Source organism: Pseudomonas sp. HR1, assembly GCF_030175875.1.
GTDB classification, from domain to species: domain Bacteria; phylum Pseudomonadota; class Gammaproteobacteria; order Pseudomonadales; family Pseudomonadaceae; genus Chryseomonas; species Chryseomonas oryzihabitans.
In genome coordinates, this window is sequence record NZ_JASNRF010000002.1 from 1 (window position 1) to 19,795 (window position 19,795).

Below are 19,795 nucleotides of genomic sequence, written 5' to 3' on the forward strand. Positions count from 1 at the left end.
CTCTGGCCTAACGCGGAATGGCTGTTCAGCCTGGGCCGCTTGACCTTTCCGCTGTTCTGTCTGGGTATCGCCGTCAACATCGCGCGCTCGCCAGCAGGCGATCTCTATACCGAAAGCAACGCTCGCTACCTGATCTGGATGACGGTGTTTGCCGTCATTTCCGAACTGCCTTTTCGACTCCTCTCCAGCGACAGCGGCACGCTCAACGTCATGTACTCGTTGATGCTGGGATTGCTGATTGTCTGGGGAGTCCATCATCGAGGTCGGGACGGACTGCTGCTCGTGGTGGTTAGCGTCGGTGTAGCCGTACTCATTCGCGAACGGCTTATGTATGGCGTCTTTGGCGCGTTGCTACCTGCGGCGCTGCTGCTTGCCATACGCCGGCCAGGCCTGCTCTGGCTCCTACCTGCTGTGCTCTGCGTGCTAGCCAACTGTCGTAATCGCTGGGTCGAAGAATGGGATCAGCCGGTCTTCGGCGCGCTTATTCTGCTGGTGGCTTTCGTTGCCCCTATGCTCGGGCTCTGGCTGCTACGAAGCGCTAACGACCTGAAGGTCTGGGCAGTACGTCGGTGGGGTTACTGGTTCTATCCAGGCCACTTGACTGCGTTGTACATGATAGAACTCGTGGTCTGAGCCCCTAGCAAACGTACTCGCTATGCTTTGTTGTAGCAGCGAACGACAACAATCTGCGGGCGCCTGCGAGTTACTGTGACTAAAAACTTCACTGCCGAAGCTGACTCATTCTGTCTGCAGTGACATTTCTAATTAGCTACCAGAGTGACATCTGTATTTAGCCTTGACATATGGTTATGGAGCGCTGCACCGAGTGTCTGCCTTTTCACGCTGGCGGCTTTCTGAAATCCGCTACCGCCTTGCCAGTTTGCCAGACATGACCGCTTCAGGAATTCAGATCGCCGCTTACCGCACACCTGCAGCGCAAAATCCGCAGCGGCCGTTTGTACAAGCTGCCGCCGACAGCTTTAATCGGATGGCGTCCGTTCCCGGAGCTCTTTTCCCGGTGGTCGCGCCTCCGCCTGTGTCACCACGCGCGAATGTCCTGGGTTTCCAACAAGTATTCCATCCCGAGGAGTTTTGAATGGCTTATCAAGCCGCTTCCGATCGCTACGACCGTATTCCTTACCGCCGCGTGGGTCGCAGCGGGCTCGTGCTGCCGGCGCTGTCGCTGGGCCTCTGGCACAACTTCGGCGATACCACGCCACTGGATCGTCAGCGCGCCTTGCTGCGCACCGCCTTCGATCTGGGCATCAATCATTTCGACTTGGCCAACAATTACGGGCCGCCCTATGGCAGCGCCGAAATCAATTTCGGTCGGTTGCTGCGCGAAGACTTCGCCGCCTATCGTGACGAGCTCATCATCTCCAGCAAGGCCGGCTGGGACATGTGGCCCGGGCCCTATGGCCAAGGTGGCGGCTCGCGCAAATACGTGCTGGCCAGCCTGGACCAGAGCCTCAAGCGCCTGAGCCTGGATTACGTCGACATCTTCTATTCGCACCGTTTCGACGAACACACGCCATTGGAGGAAACCGCCAGCGCCCTGGCCACCGCGGTCCAGCAAGGCAAGGCGCTCTATATCGGCATCAGCTCCTATTCGGGGACCAAGACCCGGGCAATGGCCAAGCTGCTGGCCGACTGGAAGATCCCGCTGCTGATCCACCAGCCGGCCTACAACCTGCTCAATCGCTGGATCGAAAAGGATCTGCTGGATGCGACCGAGGAAATCGGCAGCGGCGTGATCGCCTTTACGCCACTGGCCCAGGGCTTGCTGACCGACAAGTACCTCAATGGCGTTCCGGCCGAAGCCCGGGTCAATCAGCCCGGTGGCCAGTCGCTGCAGCAAGGCCATCTGTCTGCCGAGAACCTGGCCCGGGTCCGCGCCCTGGATGCCATCGCCAAGCGCCGCGGCCAGAGTCTGGCGCAGCTGGCCCTGGCCTGGACCCTGCGCGATCCGCGCATCACCAGCGCCCTGATCGGCGCCAGTCGGCCCGAACAGATCGTGGAAAACGTCGCGGCCCTGGACAACCTGAGCTTTACCGCCGAGGAACTGGCCGAGATCGACACCCATGCGGTCGAAGGCGACATCAACCTCTGGGCCAAGCCGTCCAGCGCGGAATAAGGCTGTGTTCGGCGTATCTGGCGCTCCAGGGCCAGGTACGCCTACCTCTATGAGCGCCTACCGGCCCAGGACACAAACACCCTCGCCCGCCCTCACCCATGCGGCTGCTGACGCCGGGTTCCGATCTGCTCCTGGCGATACTGACTGGGCGTCCGTCCGGTCTCGTTGCGGAAATGCCGGTTGAAATTGGACAGGTTGGAATAGCCCACCTCGAAACAGATGGCGGCGATGGACAGCTCCGCCTGCAGCAGCAGCCGACAGGCTCGCTGGATGCGCAGCTTGCGCGCCAGTTCGATGAAACCGTGGCCGGTGACCTTCTTGAAGAAGCGTGAAAACCCCGCCTCGCTCATGCCGACGCGCCTGGCGATCACCGGCAGCCGGATGTCCTCGGTGAGTTCGCTCAGCAGATAGTCGAAGGCCTGATGCACCCGTGCGGAACTGCGGGCATCCAGCGCCGGCGCATAACAGGTACTGGCCAGGACGAGCCTCTCGCTTCCCGGCGCCCGGCACAGTAAGCCCAGCAAGGCGAACAGCCTGAGTAGCCGCTCGGCGCCCTGGGCCTGGCCGATCGCCTCGATCAAGGCAGCCGCTTCGCGGGCCGTGTCGCCGCTGAACTCCAGGCCGCGTCGGGCCTGTTCCAGCAACGGCAGATAATCGCCCAGTTCCGGCGCCACGGCGCTCAGCGAGCGCAACAGTTCGCCGTTGAACTGGATGACCACGTCACGGCCAGCGAGCACCTCGCCGGGTGGCAGATCGCCGATCCAGTCGTGCGGCAGATCCGGTCCGATCATGGCTACATGACCTGCGGCAAAGGGCCCGACATAGTCGCCGGCCAGCAGCCGGCCGCTGCCTTGGCGGATCAGGTGGATCTCGTATTCCGGATGATGATTCCAGCGCGCCAAGGCGTAGGGATAGTCGTGCTCGTACCAGCGAAAGCTCTGGTCGGGCGCGGCAAGGATCACTTCCAGCTCTGCCGGCCGCGCCTCGAGGAAGGCGGTCGCCTTCATGATGCACCTCTGCTCGTTCTTGTAGGCCCGCACCGGCCGGCCTGGCTATCGATGCTTTTTTGACCTCGGTGCGCTCGGCGATCCAGGTCAAAAATGTATCGGTAATCGGTCAGTGCCAGGTTAGCCAGCGGCTTGGCCCTGCTGTTGTAATCCTCTCCAGCTGCGCTGTCGAGATCAGATTTATATCGGCGGCCAGTCATTCATAACAACAACAAGCTGCCCGTTGTGGCAGTCACGGAGAGAAGAATATGAAGCGCCCTATCGCCTTGCTGCTGTTGGCCGGTCTCGGGTTGACCGGTATTGCCCAGGCCGTCGAATCGGTCACCGTTGCCACCGTCAACAACAGCGACATGGTGCGCATGCAGCGGCTGTCCCAGGTGTTCGAACACCGGCACCCCGACATCAAGCTCAACTGGGTGGTGCTCGAAGAAAACGTGCTGCGGCAGCGGCTGACCACCGACATCACTACCGGTGGTGGCCAATTCGATGTCCTGACCATCGGCACCTACGAAACCCCGCTCTGGGGGGCCAAGAACTGGCTGGAGCCGCTCGACAACCTGCCTGCCAGCTATGACGTCGAAGACATCTTCCCGGCAGTCCGCCAGGGGCTGTCGGTCAACAACCATCTCTATGCCCTGCCGTTCTATGGCGAAAGCACCGTCACCTACTACCGCAAGGACCTGTTCAAGGCCGCCGGCCTGCAGATGCCCGACAAGCCGACCTGGTCGCAACTCGCCGCGTTCGCCAGCAAGCTCAACCAGCCGGACAAGGAGCAATACGGTCTCTGCCTGAGGGGCAAGGCCGGCTGGGGGGAAAACGTCGCGCTGCTCAGCCTGATGGGCAACGCCTTCGGCGCGCGCTGGTTCGACGAGCAGTGGCACCCCGAACTGACCAGTCCCGAGTGGACGGCAGCGGCCAACTTCTATGTCGACAACATGAAGAAGTACGGCCCGCCCGGGGCTTCCAGCAACGGTTTCAACGAGAACCTGGCCCTGTTCAACAGCGGCAAGTGCGCGCTCTGGGTGGATGCCAGCGTCGCCGGTTCCTTCACCACCGACAAGAGCCAGAGCAAGGTGGCGGACGAGGTCGGCTTCGCCGCCTCGCCCCATGAGGTCACCGACAAGGGCTCGTCATGGCTGTATGCCTGGTCGCTGGCGATCCCGGCGAGCGCCAAGCACAAGGAGGCGGCCAAGACCTTCATCACCTGGGCGACTTCCAAGGAATACATCCAGCTGGTGGCCGACCAGGACGGTATCTCCAACGTCCCGCCGGGCACTCGCCAGTCAACCTACAGCCAGGCCTACCTGAGCGCTGCGCCCTTCGCCAAGATCACCCTGGAAATGATGCAGCACGCCGACCCGGCCCATCCCTCGGCCAAGCCGGTGCCCTATGTCGGCATCCAGTACGTGACCATTCCCGAATTCCAGGCCATCGGCACCTCGGTCGGCAAGCTGTTCTCGGCTGCCCTCACCGGCCAGATGAGCGTCGAACAGGCCCTCAACGCGGCCCAGACCTCGACGACCCGCGAGATGAAACGCGCGGGCTATCTCAAGTAATCCCTTTCTACCCCAAGAAGCCGACCGCGCGGTCGGCTTCTCTCGATTGGAGCCAAGACCATGAACAGACTGGAAGGAAAAAGCACCCTGATCACCGGCGCCGCGCGCGGGATCGGCAAGGCCTTCGCCCAGGCCTACCTCAGGGAAGGCGCGACGGTGGCCATCGCCGACATCAACATCGAAAGAGCCCGCGAAACGGCCGAGGAACTGGGCGAGCGTGCCTACGCCCTGGCCATGGACGTCACCGACCAGGCCTCCATCGACACGGCCATCGCCCAGGTGGTCGCTACCGCCGGCAAGCTCGACATCCTGGTCAACAATGCCGCCCTGTTCGACCTGGCACCCATCGTCGAGATCTCGCGGGCAAGCTATGACCGGCTGTTCGCCATCAACGTGGCAGGTCCCCTGTTCACCCTGCAGGCCGCTGCCCGGCAGATGATCGCCCAGGGGCATGGCGGCAAGATCATCAACATGGCCAGTCAGGCCGGTCGCCGCGGCGAAGCCCTGGTGGCCGTCTATTGCGCGACCAAGGCGGCGGTGATCAGCCTGACCCAGTCGGCCGGCCTCGACCTCATCAAGCACCGCATCAACGTCAATGCCATCGCCCCGGGCGTGGTCGATGGCGAGCATTGGGAAGGTGTGGACGCCCTCTTCGCCCATTACGAGCAACGACCGCTGGGCGAGAAGAAGCGCCTGGTCGGCGAAGCCGTGCCCTACGGCCGGATGGGAACCGCCGAGGACCTGGTCGGCATGGCGCTGTTCCTGGCGTCCAGTGACAGCGACTTCGTGGTGGCCCAGACCTACAACGTCGACGGCGGCAACTGGATGAGCTGATCGCCGCGCGGTCAGCTCAGGTCGTGCAGTTCCTTGACGATCGCCGGCCCGATCTGCAGGTCGGCAAAGCTGACCTCCAGGCCCTCGCGCTGCGGCGAACAGCAATAGGGCCCGACCTGCAGCGCCGCGCCCTCTTCGCTCGCGAAGCGGCACAGCCGCAACAGCGGCCAGGTCTGGCCATCCAGGGAATACTGGAGGCGCAGCACCTCGGCGTGCAGCGTCATGCGCAGCCAGAATCCCCTGACCGCATCAGGCATCGGCCCGAGGGCCCAGTCGGAATGCCCCAGGGTGAGGACGCTGCCCAGATGGGCGATGCCATCGTTGATCTCGAGCCCGGTCTTGCACCAGCGCTCGCTGCCCTGCCGCACCATCAGGCCGGCCTGGTCGTACAGCTCGGTAAAGGTCCCGGTGATCCGCACCTGCACGGTGAAGTCCGCGCCGGCCGCATAACCCCGGAAATGTCCGCTGTCACGTTCGAAGCCGTATTGGGTCTTCTGCCAGAAGTCGGTCTCGCGATCGGTGCTGATATGCAGCAGGCCGTCCGTATCGGACCAGCGCGTCGGCTCGTTCAGCCAATGGGCAGGCAGGGTCTTCGCAAGGGTCATGACAGGTATCCATGGCGGATGGGCTGCGCTCACGATAGATCACGGATGCCCGATGCGCCAAAGCCAGACGGTAAATCGTACTGCGAGGACCACGAGCAGAGTGCTGAGCGCTGTGCCAGGGGCCATTACCTGCCCTCCAGCGACTTTTTTGCAGGCATGAAAAAAAGGGAGCCCTGAGGCTCCCCTGTTCAAGTACGTCTGCTGTCCTCTTGTTTTTGTTGTCGGACGTCGACGTCATCGATCTTTAGTACGCCCCACCAACGAGGTGGGAAGTGAACAGATTACTTTGGTTGCTCTGGAGCGTTCCAAAATGATCGGTTCGCGAGCCTTGGCCGTCTTGTTCTTGTTGTGGGCGGTTAGCGGCGCATCTTGTTGTTCTTGTGCCAGTAATAAAGCACTCGCCGTGCCAACATTCATAAGTCGTTGAAAATCCCGGGTTTCTCTGATTCGAGGCTGGTGTGCAGGCAACTGTTGCGGAGGATTTCGTTACCTTTTCACTCGGCCATGAAGGATCTGGTTACGACATCCACCCGCTCGGTAACGTCATCGGGGCTCAGCGACTGTAGGTCGAGCGCTTGAGCGTAGCCTCGTTGTTGCGCTGGGCGGCGGGCCGTTCCGGGTTATCGGTGGGCAGGTACAGCAACCGCGTGGCCAGCACCTCGCGACGCGGCTTGATGTCGGGTCGCAGTGCCCCGCGCTGAGTCCGGTCGAAATCGCGCAGATCGACGACCTGCATGCCGTCCTGAGCCGGTACCACGAACACCGGCAGGTTCGCGTGGATCATGGCGTCATAGCGACTCTCCTCGCCGAACCAGAGCATCGCCCGCGGATGCGGCGCGATCTTCTTGTGGCGGACCAGGATGTCATCGTCCGCCATGCGATTGAGCGCCTGGTGTTCCTGCCATTCCGGGGTGCGATCCAGGGCGATCCGCTCCCGGTCGGCACGGGCCATGGCCAGGGTCTTGAGTTGCTCGCGCACCTTGGCCACCTTGACCCGCTCTCCCCCTGCGGTGTGCCCGGCCCAGGTAAAGGTCAGCTGCCGGACCGGATCGGGAAAGCCATGCACCTTGCGGATCAGCTGCTTGGTATTGAAGGCGCCACCCAGGGCCTTGCGCATGATGCGGGGCCGCGCCTCCGGCGCCAGCTCCAGCTCCAGGCGTGTCTGCTCGATCGCCGCGCTGAAGGCGGCCTTGCAGGTATTGATGGCCAGGATCTCCTCCATCAGCGGCTCGGCCAGGGCGATATAACCGGGCAGTCGGCTGACCGTACCCGGTGCCTGGCCGGGTTGCAGATGGAAGGCCAGCAAGGCATCGCGGGTGAGTTCCACCGCGGCGCTGCCCTCGAAGGACTCCGCCGCGATGTGGTCGGGCACCCGCTGTTGGGCCAGCAGCGGCAGCCGCCAGACCCGGGCAGCTATCACCTTCCCGGGCCAGCGTTCATTGAAGATAGCGATGCTCCGCTTTAGGTCTTCGAACGCGCTCTTGATGTCTTCGTACATGGCCAACTCCAACCTGATATCTACCAGATTGTAGCATTTACAAGAACTTGGACCTCTTCTTGATAGCTGTGCAGAGGATTATCATTAAGTGTATTTACGCTACAGGGGTGGTATTGCTATTCAGGGGCTGCAACTTCTGGGTAAATTGCGGAAGGCCGTCCTGATCCCTGAGAGTGACTTGCAATTCGGCGGTCTTGCCGTCGATCTCCACCTCCCCGAAGAATTGAAAGTTGCTCAGCGGTGAGGTATTCGCCTGAGGTGGCGCCTTCTGGAACACCACCTCGGGCCCGAAGGTGGCATCCAGCGGGTTGGGACCGAAGCTGCCGGCGTTCAGCGGCCCCGCCACGAATTCCCAGAAGGGTTCGAAATCCTGGAAGGCCGCCCTGTCCGGGTGATAGTGGTGCGCGGCGCAGTAATGCACGTCCGCGGTAAGCCAGACGGTGTTGCGGATCCCCTGCCGGGCGATGAAACGCAGCAGGTCGGCCGTTTCCAGCTCGCGCCCCTTGGGGGCTCCGGGATCGCCATTGGCGATCGCCTCCCAGCGCGCCTGGCCCTGTGCGTCCTTGCCATCCGGGACCTGCAGCCCGATGGGCATATCGGCCGCGATCACCTTCCAGGTCGCCTTGGACGCCTGCAGCTCCTTTTTCAGCCAGTCGAGTTGCTCCTGACCCATAAAGGCGCCCTGGCCGCCCTCCTCACTACCCAGATTGCTGTCATTGCCGGCGCGATAGCTGCGCATGTCCAGCACGAAGACATCCAGCAGGGGGCCATAGGCGATCCGTCGATAGATGCGCCCTGCCCCGTCGGCCGAGACGCCCCGCATGGGCGCGTATTCCAGGAAGGCCTGGCGGGCCCGACCGCTCAGGACATTGATGTCCTTGACCCGGTAGCGATCGTCCAGCGTCTTGCTCGGCGACCAGTTGTTGGTGGTCTCGTGGTCGTCCCACTGCCACACCTGGGGCACCTCGGCGTTGAATCTCTTCAGGTGGGCGTCCATCAGGTTGTAACGATAGTTGCCGCGGAATTCGTCCAGGGTTTCCGCCACCTTGCTCTTGGCCTCGGTGGTGAGGTTGCGCCAGATGCGTCCCTCTTCCACCGTCAGCTGGGCCGGGACCGGGCCGTCGGCATAGATGGTGTCACCGCTGTGCAGGAAGAAGTCCGGCCGCCGCTCGCGCATGGCGTTGTAGATGCGCATGCCGCCGATGTCGGGGTTGATGCCAAAGCCCTGCCCTACGGTGTCGCCGCCCCAAACGAAGCGGATATCGCCGCGCTGACTGGGCGCCGAGCGCAGGTGGCCGATGACGGGCTCGCTGAGCGCGCCGCTGTCTACGTCTTCGAAGCGCACGCGGTAGAAAATGTGCTGATCGGCCGGCAGCCCGGACAGGTCGATGCGGGCCGTGTAGTCCTGGGCCGCCGTGGTGACGGGGCCTGCCGCCTTGCGCAAGGAGCGAAAGCTCTCCTGGGTATCCCACTCCACCAGCAGCCGCGCCGGACGATCCGTCCGACTCCAGATCAGCGCCTGCCCGCCGGTGACATCCCCCGCCTGGACCCCATCGGGTATTCCCGGGCGCCCTGCCGGTGCGGCCCAGGTTCGCTGGCCCAGGGCGGGCAACAGCAGCGTGGCACCCAGGCCTTGCAGAACGCGACGACGATCGGGACGGATAAGGGACATGGCAACGGCCTCTGGCGGAAAAAGGCTAGCACTACCCCGCCTTGATGACCCGTTCGTGACAATAGGGGTAACAGGTAAAAAGCATTGTCCCTATAGGGGTGGTATTAAAGAATGGGCGCTTTGGCCTGGGCGGCCTGAAATGGCATCATGGCGCCCCCATTACGATCCGCCGTTGTGGCCGTCGCGAAGTTGCTTGGAGCCCCCATGTCCGCCAGACCCTACATCACCGTCACCCCGCCCAACGTCGCGCTGCATGGACGGGTCGCCCCACCCGGTTCCAAGTCCATCACCAACCGCGCCCTGCTGCTGGCAGCGATGGCCAAGGGCACCAGCCGCCTGACCGGTGCCCTCAAGAGTGATGACACCCGGCACATGTCCGAGGCGCTGCGGCAGATGGGTGTCACCGTCGACGAACCCGACGCCACTACCTTCGTGGTGACCAGCTCCGGGCGCCTGCAGCAACCGGAAGCACCGCTGTTTCTCGGCAATGCCGGCACGGCGGTACGCTTCCTGACCGCGGCGGTGGCCACCGTTGACGGCGCCGTCACCCTGACCGGTGACACCTATATGCAGAAGCGGCCGATCGGTCCCCTGCTGGAGACCCTGAGCGCCAATGGCATCCAGGTGGAGGCGCCGAGCGGCTGCCCGCCGGTGACCGTTACCGGCCAGGGCCGTCTCACCGCGCGCCGCTTCGAGGTGGATGCCGGCCTGTCCAGCCAGTATGTCTCCGCCCTGCTGATGCTGGCCGCGCTCGGCAGCGAACCGGTGGACGTCGCCCTGCGCGGCAGCGACATCGGTGCCCGTGGCTATGTCGACCTGACCGTGGAGGCGATGCGCGCCTTCGGCGCCCAGGTCGAGCAGCTGGACGCCGCCACCTGGCGGGTCGCCCCGACCGGCTACGTCGCACGGGACTACTTCATCGAGCCGGACGCCTCCGCCGCCACCTATCTCTGGGCGGCCCAGGCCCTCACTGGCGGGACCATCGACCTGGGGGTGGCCGACGACGCCTTCACCCAGCCCGATGCCAAGGCCCTCGACCACATCGCCGCCTTCCCTCGGCTGCCGGCGGTCATCGACGGCTCGCAGATGCAGGATGCCATTCCTACCCTGGCGGTCCTGGCAGCCTTCAACGAGACCCCCGTGCGCTTCGTGGGCCTGGCCAATCTGCGCGTGAAGGAATGCGACCGGGTGGCGGCCCTGCACGACGGCCTCAACGCCATTCGCGCCGGTCTCGCCAGCGTCGAGGGTGATGACCTGCTGGTGGCGGCCGACCCTGCCCTGGCCGGTACCCGGACCGATGCCGTGATCGAGACCCATGCCGACCACCGGATCGCCATGTGCTTCGCCCTGGCCGGCCTGAAGGTGGCAGGCATCCGCATTCTGGACCCCGAATGCGTCGGCAAGACCTATCCTGAATACTGGAATGCCCTGCGCAGTTTGAACGTCCAGCTGAGCGAGGGTATCGAAGCCTAGGTAACGCCCGTCACACGCCCGCTCGCTGAATGGAATCCCCGCATGTCGACCTCTCTGCTCGAACAGCAGGCGCTTTTGCAGTTGACCTCCCACGCTCTGGTCATCACCGACCGTGACGGGTGCATCGAGCGTTGGAACCGCGGGGCAGAACTGCTATGTGGCTGGCCGGCCAGCGAAGCCCGGGGCCAGCGCTTCGCTGATCTGCTGACGTCGGGTCGGGACGCCGCCTTCCTGACCACCGCCCTGCATCAGGCGCTGGTCGACGAGCACGGCCAGGGCGCCGGCTGGATCACGGTGCAGGGCGGTACGCCACGCTGGGTGGAGATCGCCACTACCGCTCTGAAGGACGCCGAGGACCCGCTCGGCTTCGTGCATGTGCTGCAGGACAGGACCGATCAGCTGATAGCCGAAGAGCGGGTGCGACTGGCCCAGGAGGTCGGGCGCGTCGGTACCTTCGAGCTGTTACCCGGCGAGGCCCGACTGCTGGTGTCCTCGGGGTTCTGCCAGCTGTGGGGCTTGCCGGTCAGCCGCAGCTATCCCCTGGAAGAGCTGATCCGGCAGCTGCATCCCGACGACGTCTCCAGCCTGCGAACCCTGACCGCGGCGCCGGACGACGACGCCCTCGACTATCTCGAATACCGCATTCGCCGTGCCGACACCGGCGAGGAGCGCTGGCTCGGTCGACGCGGCCAGCTGATGACCAGCCAGGGCGGCGGCCGCTACCTGGGCGTGTGCTACGACATCACCGAGCGCAAGCTCAACGAAGCCGCCATCACCGAGCGCGATCTCTGGCTGCAGGAGCTGTACCACGGCATGCGCGAGGGCTTCTACATGGCCCAGGCGATCCGCGATGCCGCTGGCCGGATGGAGGATTTCCGTTTCCTGGAGGTCAATCCGGTCTTCGCCACCCTCACCGGCATCCCCCTGGATCAGGTCCTGGGGCGGACGCTGCGCGAATCCCTGCCGCAGCTGGAAGCCGACCTGCTGCCCGCCTATGTCGACTTCATGAACGGCGATGCCGAATTCACCCAGTTCGACATCCTGCTGCACCTGCAGCATGAACACTGGTACGAGGTGCGCGCCCACAAGCTGCCGGGCGACCGTTTCGCGGTATTGTTCATCGACATCAGCAATCATCGCCGCCAGGCTCAGGAGCTGGCCCGCAACGAGGCGCAGCTGCGCGCCATCATCAACTCCATCGACCAGATGGTCTGGGCCACCCGCCCCGATGGCCACCACTTCTATTTCAACAACCGCTGGTACGAATTCACCGGGGTGCCGGAAGGCTCCACGGAGGGCGAAGGCTGGGCCAACGTCTTCCACCCGGACGACCAGGAGCGCACCTGGAAGGTCTGGCACCACAGCCTCAGCACCGGCGAGCCTTACCATATCGAATATCGCCTGCGGCATCGCTCCGGGCGGTATCGCTGGGTGCTTGGCCGGGCGCAACCGGTGCGTGACGCCAAGGGCCGCATCGAGCAATGGTTCGGCACCTGCACCGATATCCAGAGCATCGTCGATGCACGGGAGGTCCTCACCCGTTCGCGCCAGGAGCTGGAACAGCAGATCGAACTGCGCACCCGCGAGCGTGACCGGATGTGGCGCATCAGCCATGACCTCATGGTGATCTGCCGCGCCGATGGCGAGGTGAAGACGGTGAACAGCGCCGCTACCCGCCTGCTGGGACGGCGTGAGACCGATCTGGCCAGCATCCAGCTCACTGAACTCATCCATCCCGACGATCAGCGCCAGGTCTTCGATACCCTGCGCAGCCTGGGCCGCCAACAGGGCTCGGCCAATCTCAGGGCGCGGTTGCGTGGCCGCGATGGCAGCTATCGCATCCTCGACTGGACCGCCAGCGCCGAAGACGAGCTGATCTACGCCGTGGGGCGCGACGTCACCGAGCAGCAGGAGCTGCAGGAGCAGTTGCGCCAGGCGCAGAAGATGGAAGCTGTGGGTCAGCTCACCGGTGGCATCGCCCACGACTTCAACAATCTGCTGACCGGCATCATGGGCAGTCTCGACATGCTGCAGCGGCACCAGAAGGCCGGTCGTCAGGACAAATTCGACCAGTATCTGCATTCGGCGCTGACCTCCGCCCAGCGCGCCGCCGCCCTCACCCAGCGGCTGCTGGCCTTTTCCCGGCGCCAGGCGCTGGATCTGCAGCCCATTCACGTCAACGACTGCGTGCGCTCCATGGAGGAGCTGCTGCTACGCAGTCTGCGCGGCGATATCGTCCTGCAGCTCGAGCTGGACGCCGGACTGTGGCAGGCGCTCACCGATGCCCACCAACTGGAAAGCGCCCTGCTCAATCTGGTCATCAATGCCCGCGATGCCCTGCCCCATGGCGGCACCGTCCGCATCGAGACGCGCAATGTCTATCTCAGCGACAGTGGCAATGGCCTGGACGCCGTGAGCGCCGGTGACTACGTGGCGCTGCTGGTGGCGGACAACGGCACCGGGATGCCGCCCGAGGTCATGGCACGCGCCTTCGACCCCTTCTTCACCACCAAACCCATCGGCCAGGGCACCGGCCTGGGGCTGTCGATGATCTACGGCTACGCCAAGCAGTCCAAGGGGCATGTCCGGCTCGATTCCCTGCCCGGCCAGGGCACGACCGTGGGCCTCTACCTGCCCCGCTACCTGGGCGCCGATGTGGAACCGCCGCGGCTAGCCTCCCCTACGGTCACCGCTCATAGCGCCGGCAAGACCGTGCTGGTGGTGGAAGACGAACCCGTGGTCCGGCAGATGGTGGTGGATCTGTTGCGCGAACTGGGCTACGCGACCCTGCAGGCCGAAGACGCGCGCAGCGCCCTGCCGTTGCTGGAAAGCGGCCGCCCCATCGACCTGCTGCTGTCCGATGTCGGCCTGCCGGGCATGAACGGTCGCCAGCTGGCCGAGATCGCGCGGCAGCGCCGGCCCGGCCTCAAGGTACTGTTCGCCACCGGCTATGCCGAGGGGGCCCACCTGGAAGGCTATCTCGACCCCGGCATGACCCTGATCACCAAGCCCTTCAATCTCGACGCCCTGGCCACGCGCGTCGGCGAAACCCTGGCAGCCGATCCCCTGCCCCTCAGCTCGGCGGCTGTTGGCCCGCAAGACGGCGATAACTGAGCGGACTCTGGCCGGTGCCGCGGCGGAAGAAGCGGGCGAAGTAGGCCGGATCGACAAAGCCCAGGGCATCGGCGATCTCGCCCACCGATGCCTGGGTGTAGGTCAGGGTGCGGCGCGCCTCCAGCAGCAGGCGCTGGTGCACGATGGCCAGCGCCGAGGCTCCGGCCAGCTGCCGGCAGAGGCCGTTCAGGTGTACTCCCGAGATCCCGAGCGCCGCCGCGTAGCGCCCCAGGCTCCAGTGCTCGCGATAGTGCTGCTCCACCAGCGCCAGAAAGCGTCCCAGGTGCTGTTCGGCGCGTCGTGGCAGGGTCGCGCCCTGTTCGGGCCGATGCTGCCGCAACAGCCAGATCGCCAGGCTGTCGAGCAGGGCTTCGAGCATGACCTCGCGACCCGGCTTGTGGCCCTCGTATTCGGCGACGAGCTGACCGATCAACTGGTCGATCCAGGGGGCGTCGGGTCCGCTCAGGTCCAGGCACCCGGCGGCCAGGAACAGTCCCTGCCCGGCTCTCTGGCAGCGCTGCTTCAGGCGCTCCAGCTGAGGCACCGGCAGGGTGACCACGAAGCCCTCCACCGAAGGCTCGAATTCGAAGGCATGCACGCACAACACCGGCAGCACCACCAGCAGCGGCCCGGTCCTTTCGCCCTGCCAGTCTTCCAGCTGCAGGCGCACCCCGCCCTGGCGCACATAGAGCAGCTGCGCGAGATCCGCATGACGATGGGTTTCGATATGCCAGGCATGCAGCCGACTGCGACTCTCGATGGTTTCGCAGTGCAGCAGGTCCGGCGCCGGCCAGGCCTGGGCCTCGCCATACAGCTTGAAGATGGGTGGCAAGGCAGTGGTCATCGTCAGTCCCTGGGCGATAGCCGCACGAATCATTGAAAAGTACCAGAAAGTATCGCAAAGGTCGCTGTCGATACCGGCGAAAACCGTCCAAAAATACCGGAGCCCCATAATAAACGGCGATCACGCCAGACAAGAGGACAGACTCCATGCGCACCCAAGTCGTCATCATCGGCGCGGGCCCTTCCGGACTGCTGCTGGGCCAGCTGCTCACCCGCTCGGGTATCGACAACGTCATCGTCGAGCGCCAGAGCGCCGACCACGTACTCAGCCGCATCCGTGCCGGCGTGCTCGAACAGGGCACGGTCGATCTGCTACGCCAGGCCGGCGTCGCCGGGCGGCTGGAACAGGAAGGCCAGGTGCATGAAGGTGTGGAGTTCGCCATCCACGGCCAGCGCGAGCGACTGGACCTGAACGATCTGCTGGGCGGACGCTGCGTCACCGTCTATGGCCAGACCGAGGTGACCCGCGACCTGATGGCCGCCCGCCAGGCCAGCGGCGCCCCTACCTTCTACCAGGCCAGTGAGGTCCAGCCCCACGAACTCAAGGGCGAGCGCCCTCATGTCACCTGCCAGGTCGCCGGTGAGACGCTGCGCATCGACTGCGATTACATCGCCGGCTGCGACGGCTTCCATGGCGTTTCCCGCCGCAGCATCCCGGACGGCGTGCTCACCGAATACGAGCGGGTCTATCCCTTCGGCTGGCTGGGCTTGCTGAGCGACACCCCGCCTGCCGCCGACGAACTCATCTATGTCAATCACCCCCGCGGCTTCGCGCTATGCAGCATGAGATCGGCGACCCGCAGTCGTTACTACCTGCAGGTGGAAGCCGGAGATTCGGTGGAGAACTGGTCGGACGAGCGTTTCTGGGCGGAACTCAAGGCGCGCCTGCCGGCCGAGACGGCGGCCCAGCTGGTGACCGGTCCCTCGCTGGAAAAGAGCATCGCCCCGCTGCGCAGCTATGTGGTCGAACCCATGCAGTACGGCCGGCTGTTCCTGGTCGGCGATGCCGCCCATATCGTCCCGCCCACCGGCGCCAAGGGACTCAACCTGGCCCTGGGCGACGTGCGCAATCTGCACCTGCTGCTGGAACGCGCCTATCGCAGCGGCGACGCCAGCTGCCTCGAACGCTACTCGGCGCTCTGCCTGAAGCGGATCTGGGCGGCAGTGCGCTTCTCCTGGTGGATGACCACCGCCCTGCACCGTTTTCCGGATACCGATGCCTTCACCCAGCGGGTGCAGGACGCCGAACTCCAGGCGCTGCTCGATTCCAGAGCGGGTCGCACGACCCTCGCGGAAAACTACGTCGGATTGCCCTTCCCCGCCCTGGATTGATCGAGGTCGCCCGCAGGTGGTGACGGCTGCGCGTCTGATGCATGATGGCGCCCCCGTTCCACCTGGCGCCCTACCCTCATGCTCGAATTCGCCCTGGACCCCATGACCCTGACGCTGCTCGCCGGGGTCGCCTTCCTCGCCGGTTACATCGACGCCATCGCCGGCGGGGGCGGCCTGCTCACGGTGCCGGCGCTGCTGATGGCCGGCGTGCCGCCCCATCTGGCGATCGGCACCAACAAGCTCAGCTCGACCTTTGGCAGCGCCACCGCCGCCTACACCTTCTACCGCCGCAAGCTGTTCCATCCCCGTCAGTGGCGGCATGCGCTGCTGGCTACGGCCCTCGGTGCGGGGATTGGCGCCCTGGTGGCCCACCATCTCTCCGCGGACTTCCTCAATCAGCTGCTGCCGGTCGTGGTGTTCAGCTGCGCCCTCTATCTGCTGTTCGGCGGCACGCCCAAGGCACCGGTACTCAGCGATGCGCCCGTGCCGCAACGGCGCCAATGGCCCCAGGGCCTGACGCTGGGTGCCTACGACGGCCTGTTCGGGCCTGGTACGGGCGCCTTCTGGACGGTCAGCAGCCTGCTCCTCTATCCCCTGGATCTGCTCAAGGCCAGCGGCGTGGCGCGCACCATGAATTTCGTCAGCAACGGGGTCGCCCTGGTGATGTTCATCGCCCTGGGACAGGTGCTCTGGGTGCTGGGGCTGACCATGGGTCTGTCGCTGACGCTCGGGGCCTACCTGGGTGCGCGCAGCGCCATCGCCGGCGGCGCCAAGTTCATCCGCCCGGTGTTCATCTGCGTCGTGCTGGCGCTGACCGTCAAGCTAATCTGGCAGCACTGGTTCAGCGCCGCCTAGGCGCTCGACCCGATAGCGATCGATCAGAAAGCGCGAGATGGAAAAGGCCGGCGGCAGCGTCGGCAACTCGCGCAGGTGGAACCAGCGGGCATCTTCGATTTCATCCGGTTGGCACCGGATGTCGCCGCTCAGGTAATCGACGTGATAGCCCAGCATCAGGGAATGCGGATAGGGCCAGTTCTGGCTGCCCTGGTAGCGCAGGTTGGTGACCGAAACGCCCACCTCTTCCATGATCTCCCGGTGCACGCAGGCCTCCGCCGACTCGCCCGGCTCGACGAAGCCGGCCAGGGTGCTGAAGACCCCGGGCGCGAAACGGGGCGACCGCGCCAGTAGTACCTCGTCGCCGCGCGTGACCAGGGCGATCATGCTCGGCGACAGGCGCGGATATTGGGTGAGCTGGCAATTCGGGCATTTGAGGCCGCGCTGGCCATCGAGGGCGAAGGTGCGGGTACCGCACTGTCCGCAGAAGCGATGCTGGCGTGCCCAGGTCCCGATCTGATTGGCATAGCCCAGCAACTTGAACAGCGCATGGGGCGATTGCAGCATCAGCGGCCGCAAGGGTTGCCAGACGCAGCCCTCGATGTCCGGCGGGGTGTCCAGTTCGAGCAGGGTGACCGGCTGGGCCTGCCACTGGCCAAGGCCGTGGCGCTCTCCTTCGAATCCCTGCACCCGCGGATCGTCGCTGGCGAAGAGCACGTCCGCCCCCGAGGTCAAAAACGCCTGGCCGCTATGGACGACCAGCCAACCGCCAGAGGATTGGGCAGTCTGGAACCAGCCGGGCTGCCAGACACTCATGCCGCAGCCGAGGTCCAGCCCAGGGCGCGAATGCTTTGCGCGGCGATATCGAGGATTTCCGGGGTACCGTCCTGACTCTCGGTGCCACCGCTTTCGACAAAGAATTCGATGCTGCTGAGGGCATCCGCCAGCACCTCGAGGGTCGCCGGCTCACAGGCCTGGCCGCCTTCGATCAGGCAGCGCTGGATGTAACCGGTACAGGCACGCACCAGCTCGGCCGCCCGGGGATTGCCCAGGAAGAACAACGCCCCGCGGACGGTATCCAGCAGCGCCGGCACGGTGGCCAGGTGCAGGGCGTCGCCCCGCGAATCGAGGAAGGCACCGATGGCGCGCTTGGCGTCGGTCAGGCCTTTGTAGGCTTCCCGATGCAACAGCGCCTGGGCTTCGCCCAGCTGGTAATTGGCGACACTGACCTGGACGCCATCGGCTTCCAGCGGCACGTCGATCAGCGAGCCCTGCCCTTCGGGCTGGCCCAGCAGACTTTCCACCAGCAGCAGGGCATCGGCCAGGGGCGCGAGATCATCCAGCACCAGGGACTTGTCGCGGAACTGGGAGATGTTCGGCAGGCACTGCTGCAGGACCTGGCCGGCATTCTCCTGGCCAACCATCTCCAGCGTCTTGCCGAGCAGGCCGACCTGGACATACAGCCGGGAGAAGTTGTCGGAGCGTGGCAGCCGATTCTGCTCGGCGCCGTTGCGCAACTCGGTTTCAATGAGATCTATCAGGTCCTTGACCGTCTCCAGCTCTTCGCGGATGGCGGCCGACAGCGAATGCATCACGGCATGACCCGGACCGGCGAGACGCTTCTTGCCGGCTTCGAGCTGGGCGTCGGTGAAACCGAGTCGCTCGAAACCGTAGGCATTCATGACTTCCTGTGGATGGGCGCCTTCGACACCGGCCAGCGCCAGCAGATACAGCAACTCCTTGAGAGTGCTGCGCGCGGGCTCGTGCAATTCGTTGCCCAGCATCTGGCGCAATTCGCGATCCACCCGGGCGAACAGCTGCTTGCGTTCACGGGTGGCAGTCAGGCGACCCTGGGCGAAGCCCTCGACGGTAGCCGCGGCGACCCAGGGCAGGTAGCCGCCGACCTGATCGTGCAGCAGCGCCGCGGAGCGCTCCAGCGCCCGCGCCATTAGGCGCAGACTGGCTACGCCATTGACGTCGCGCAGGAAGCCCAGCAGGCCGACCTGGTACATCTGGCGCATCCGGCGTGCCTGGGCCTGACGCTCGCGCAGGCCAAGGCGCGTGGTGGCGCTGATCAGCGGGCGCTGATCGAGGCGGACGCTGAAGAAATAGCTTTCCGGAAGTTCGGGTTCGCCGCCCGCCAGGCGCAGGGCATTGATCGCCGGCAGCAGCAATTCGGGCATCTCGTCCTGGCCGCTGCGCAGCTGTTCGAGATAGCGGCGCAGGACATGCAGCCCACGGCAGATCGCCATGAGGTGCTCGTCATGCTCGGGACCGGCGCCGGCCGGGATGTCGTTGGCAATCTGCAGCGTCTGATGGGCGAGCAACTGGGCGCCTGCCAGCTCGATCAGCGTCAGGGCGCCGCGAATCTGGCCGATACTCTCGACCGCGCGCTGCAACAGGCTGCTGCAGTGCCGCTCGACGATGAATCGTTCAAGATGGGATTCAGCTTCCTCTATGGTCGCGAACAGCTGTTCGCGGACCAAGCTCAAAGCTCTTGCTCCGGTCACCATAGTGCCTTACGCCTCCTGCGCCATTACAACCTCGCCAACGCCATTTTAAAACGGGAAGAAAGGCTTGCTATTCCAACTAGAGCCTAGGTACCTGCGTCTTCCTGACCGGGCCACACTAATCATTCCAGGCGGACGGGGATTCGACCTCACGCCACGCCAGGGAACCTTGCTCTGGAACGCTAGACCTGTAAATCCACAAAAGCGAAGCGATAATTCCGAATCGTCATATGATTTTCAGGAACCAAGAAAGTTCCGCGCAATTCGAAATTCGAGGCTTCATGCGGGCTCAAATGACCAGCCTGCAGCATCTTAGTTGAACGATAGCTGAAAATTGTGAGGTCTTTCAGCTTATTCGGACGAACGCGAACGCCCGTTCAGGC

At 64.6% G+C, this 19,795-nt stretch carries 16 protein-coding genes; 9 read left to right on the plus strand and 7 right to left on the minus strand.

Translation table 11 applies throughout. From position 1 onward, the window contains the following. The 3 genes from QKY98_RS07325 to mgrA all read left to right on the plus strand — a co-directional run. Positions 1-633: TraX family protein (locus QKY98_RS07325; protein ID WP_284670592.1), on the plus strand; the 633-nt coding region annotated here is incomplete at its 5' end. 193 nt (positions 634-826) lie between these two features. Further along, entirely contained in the window at positions 827-1,096 is a 270-nt protein-coding gene (locus QKY98_RS07330; RefSeq protein WP_284670593.1) for a hypothetical protein, read from the plus strand. Then, entirely contained in the window at positions 1,097-2,134 is a 1,038-nt protein-coding gene (gene mgrA / locus QKY98_RS07335; protein ID WP_284670594.1) for an L-glyceraldehyde 3-phosphate reductase, read from the plus strand. A gap of 92 nt (positions 2,135-2,226) precedes the next feature. Here mgrA and QKY98_RS07340 read toward each other — a convergent pair whose 3' ends face one another. Then, positions 2,227-3,141 (minus strand): AraC family transcriptional regulator, encoded by a 915-nt coding sequence (locus QKY98_RS07340; RefSeq protein WP_144953920.1) that lies wholly within the window; start codon positions 3,139-3,141, stop codon positions 2,227-2,229. Positions 3,142-3,389: 248 nt separating this feature from the next. Here QKY98_RS07340 and QKY98_RS07345 point away from each other — a divergent pair, with 248 nt between their 5' ends. Then, positions 3,390-4,697: an ABC transporter substrate-binding protein gene (locus QKY98_RS07345; RefSeq protein WP_284670595.1), complete on the plus strand. Its 1,308-nt coding sequence runs from the start codon at positions 3,390-3,392 to the stop codon at positions 4,695-4,697. 60 nt (positions 4,698-4,757) lie between these two features. Beyond that, positions 4,758-5,531 carry an L-iditol 2-dehydrogenase gene (locus tag QKY98_RS07350; protein ID WP_077172817.1) on the plus strand — a complete coding sequence of 258 codons (774 nt, stop codon included), beginning with the start codon at positions 4,758-4,760 and terminating at the stop codon, positions 5,529-5,531. An 11-nt stretch (positions 5,532-5,542) separates the two neighbouring features. On the opposite strand, the gene QKY98_RS07355 is transcribed toward QKY98_RS07350, so the two are convergent. From QKY98_RS07355 to QKY98_RS07365, 3 genes are all read right to left on the minus strand, one after another. Continuing rightward, positions 5,543-6,136, minus strand: a complete 594-nt coding sequence (locus QKY98_RS07355; protein WP_027602287.1) for a DUF1349 domain-containing protein — start codon at positions 6,134-6,136, stop codon at positions 5,543-5,545. 553 nt (positions 6,137-6,689) lie between these two features. After that, positions 6,690-7,634, minus strand: coding sequence for a DNA replication terminus site-binding protein (locus tag QKY98_RS07360; RefSeq protein WP_044341878.1), 945 nt, complete (start codon positions 7,632-7,634; stop codon positions 6,690-6,692). A gap of 94 nt (positions 7,635-7,728) precedes the next feature. After that, entirely contained in the window at positions 7,729-9,306 is a 1,578-nt protein-coding gene (locus tag QKY98_RS07365) for an alkaline phosphatase D family protein (RefSeq protein ID WP_284670596.1), read from the minus strand. Between the two features lie 204 nt (positions 9,307-9,510). Here QKY98_RS07365 and QKY98_RS07370 point away from each other — a divergent pair, with 204 nt between their 5' ends. Next, positions 9,511-10,779, plus strand: coding sequence for a 3-phosphoshikimate 1-carboxyvinyltransferase (locus QKY98_RS07370; protein WP_284670597.1), 1,269 nt, complete (start codon positions 9,511-9,513; stop codon positions 10,777-10,779). Between the two features lie 42 nt (positions 10,780-10,821). Beyond that, the gene (locus QKY98_RS07375; protein WP_284670598.1) at positions 10,822-13,893 is read left to right on the plus strand and encodes a hybrid sensor histidine kinase/response regulator; all 3,072 of its coding nucleotides are present in this window, start codon (positions 10,822-10,824) and stop codon (positions 13,891-13,893) included. Here QKY98_RS07375 and QKY98_RS07380 read toward each other — a convergent pair. Further along, the gene (locus QKY98_RS07380) at positions 13,853-14,737 is read right to left on the minus strand and encodes a helix-turn-helix domain-containing protein (protein WP_284670599.1); all 885 of its coding nucleotides are present in this window, start codon (positions 14,735-14,737) and stop codon (positions 13,853-13,855) included. The genes QKY98_RS07375 and QKY98_RS07380 overlap by 41 nt on opposite strands. Positions 14,738-14,883: 146 nt before the next feature. Here QKY98_RS07380 and pobA point away from each other — a divergent pair, with 146 nt between their 5' ends. After that, a complete protein-coding gene (gene pobA, locus QKY98_RS07385) occupies positions 14,884-16,068 on the plus strand; it encodes a 4-hydroxybenzoate 3-monooxygenase (RefSeq protein WP_044341882.1) in 1,185 nt (394 codons plus the stop codon). A gap of 78 nt (positions 16,069-16,146) precedes the next feature. Further along, positions 16,147-16,923, plus strand: a complete 777-nt coding sequence (locus QKY98_RS07390; protein ID WP_007161717.1) for a TSUP family transporter — start codon at positions 16,147-16,149, stop codon at positions 16,921-16,923. Here QKY98_RS07390 and nudC read toward each other — a convergent pair. Together nudC and QKY98_RS07400 are read right to left on the minus strand one after the other, a co-directional pair. Then, a complete protein-coding gene (nudC, locus tag QKY98_RS07395) occupies positions 16,891-17,718 on the minus strand; it encodes an NAD(+) diphosphatase (RefSeq protein ID WP_027599362.1) in 828 nt (275 codons plus the stop codon). The two genes, QKY98_RS07390 and nudC, sit on opposite strands and share 33 nt — an antisense overlap. Further along, a complete protein-coding gene (locus QKY98_RS07400; RefSeq protein WP_027602279.1) occupies positions 17,715-19,415 on the minus strand; it encodes a FimL-related protein in 1,701 nt (566 codons plus the stop codon). Before QKY98_RS07400 ends, nudC begins: the two co-directional genes overlap by 4 nt. Positions 19,416-19,795 lie beyond the last annotated feature (380 nt).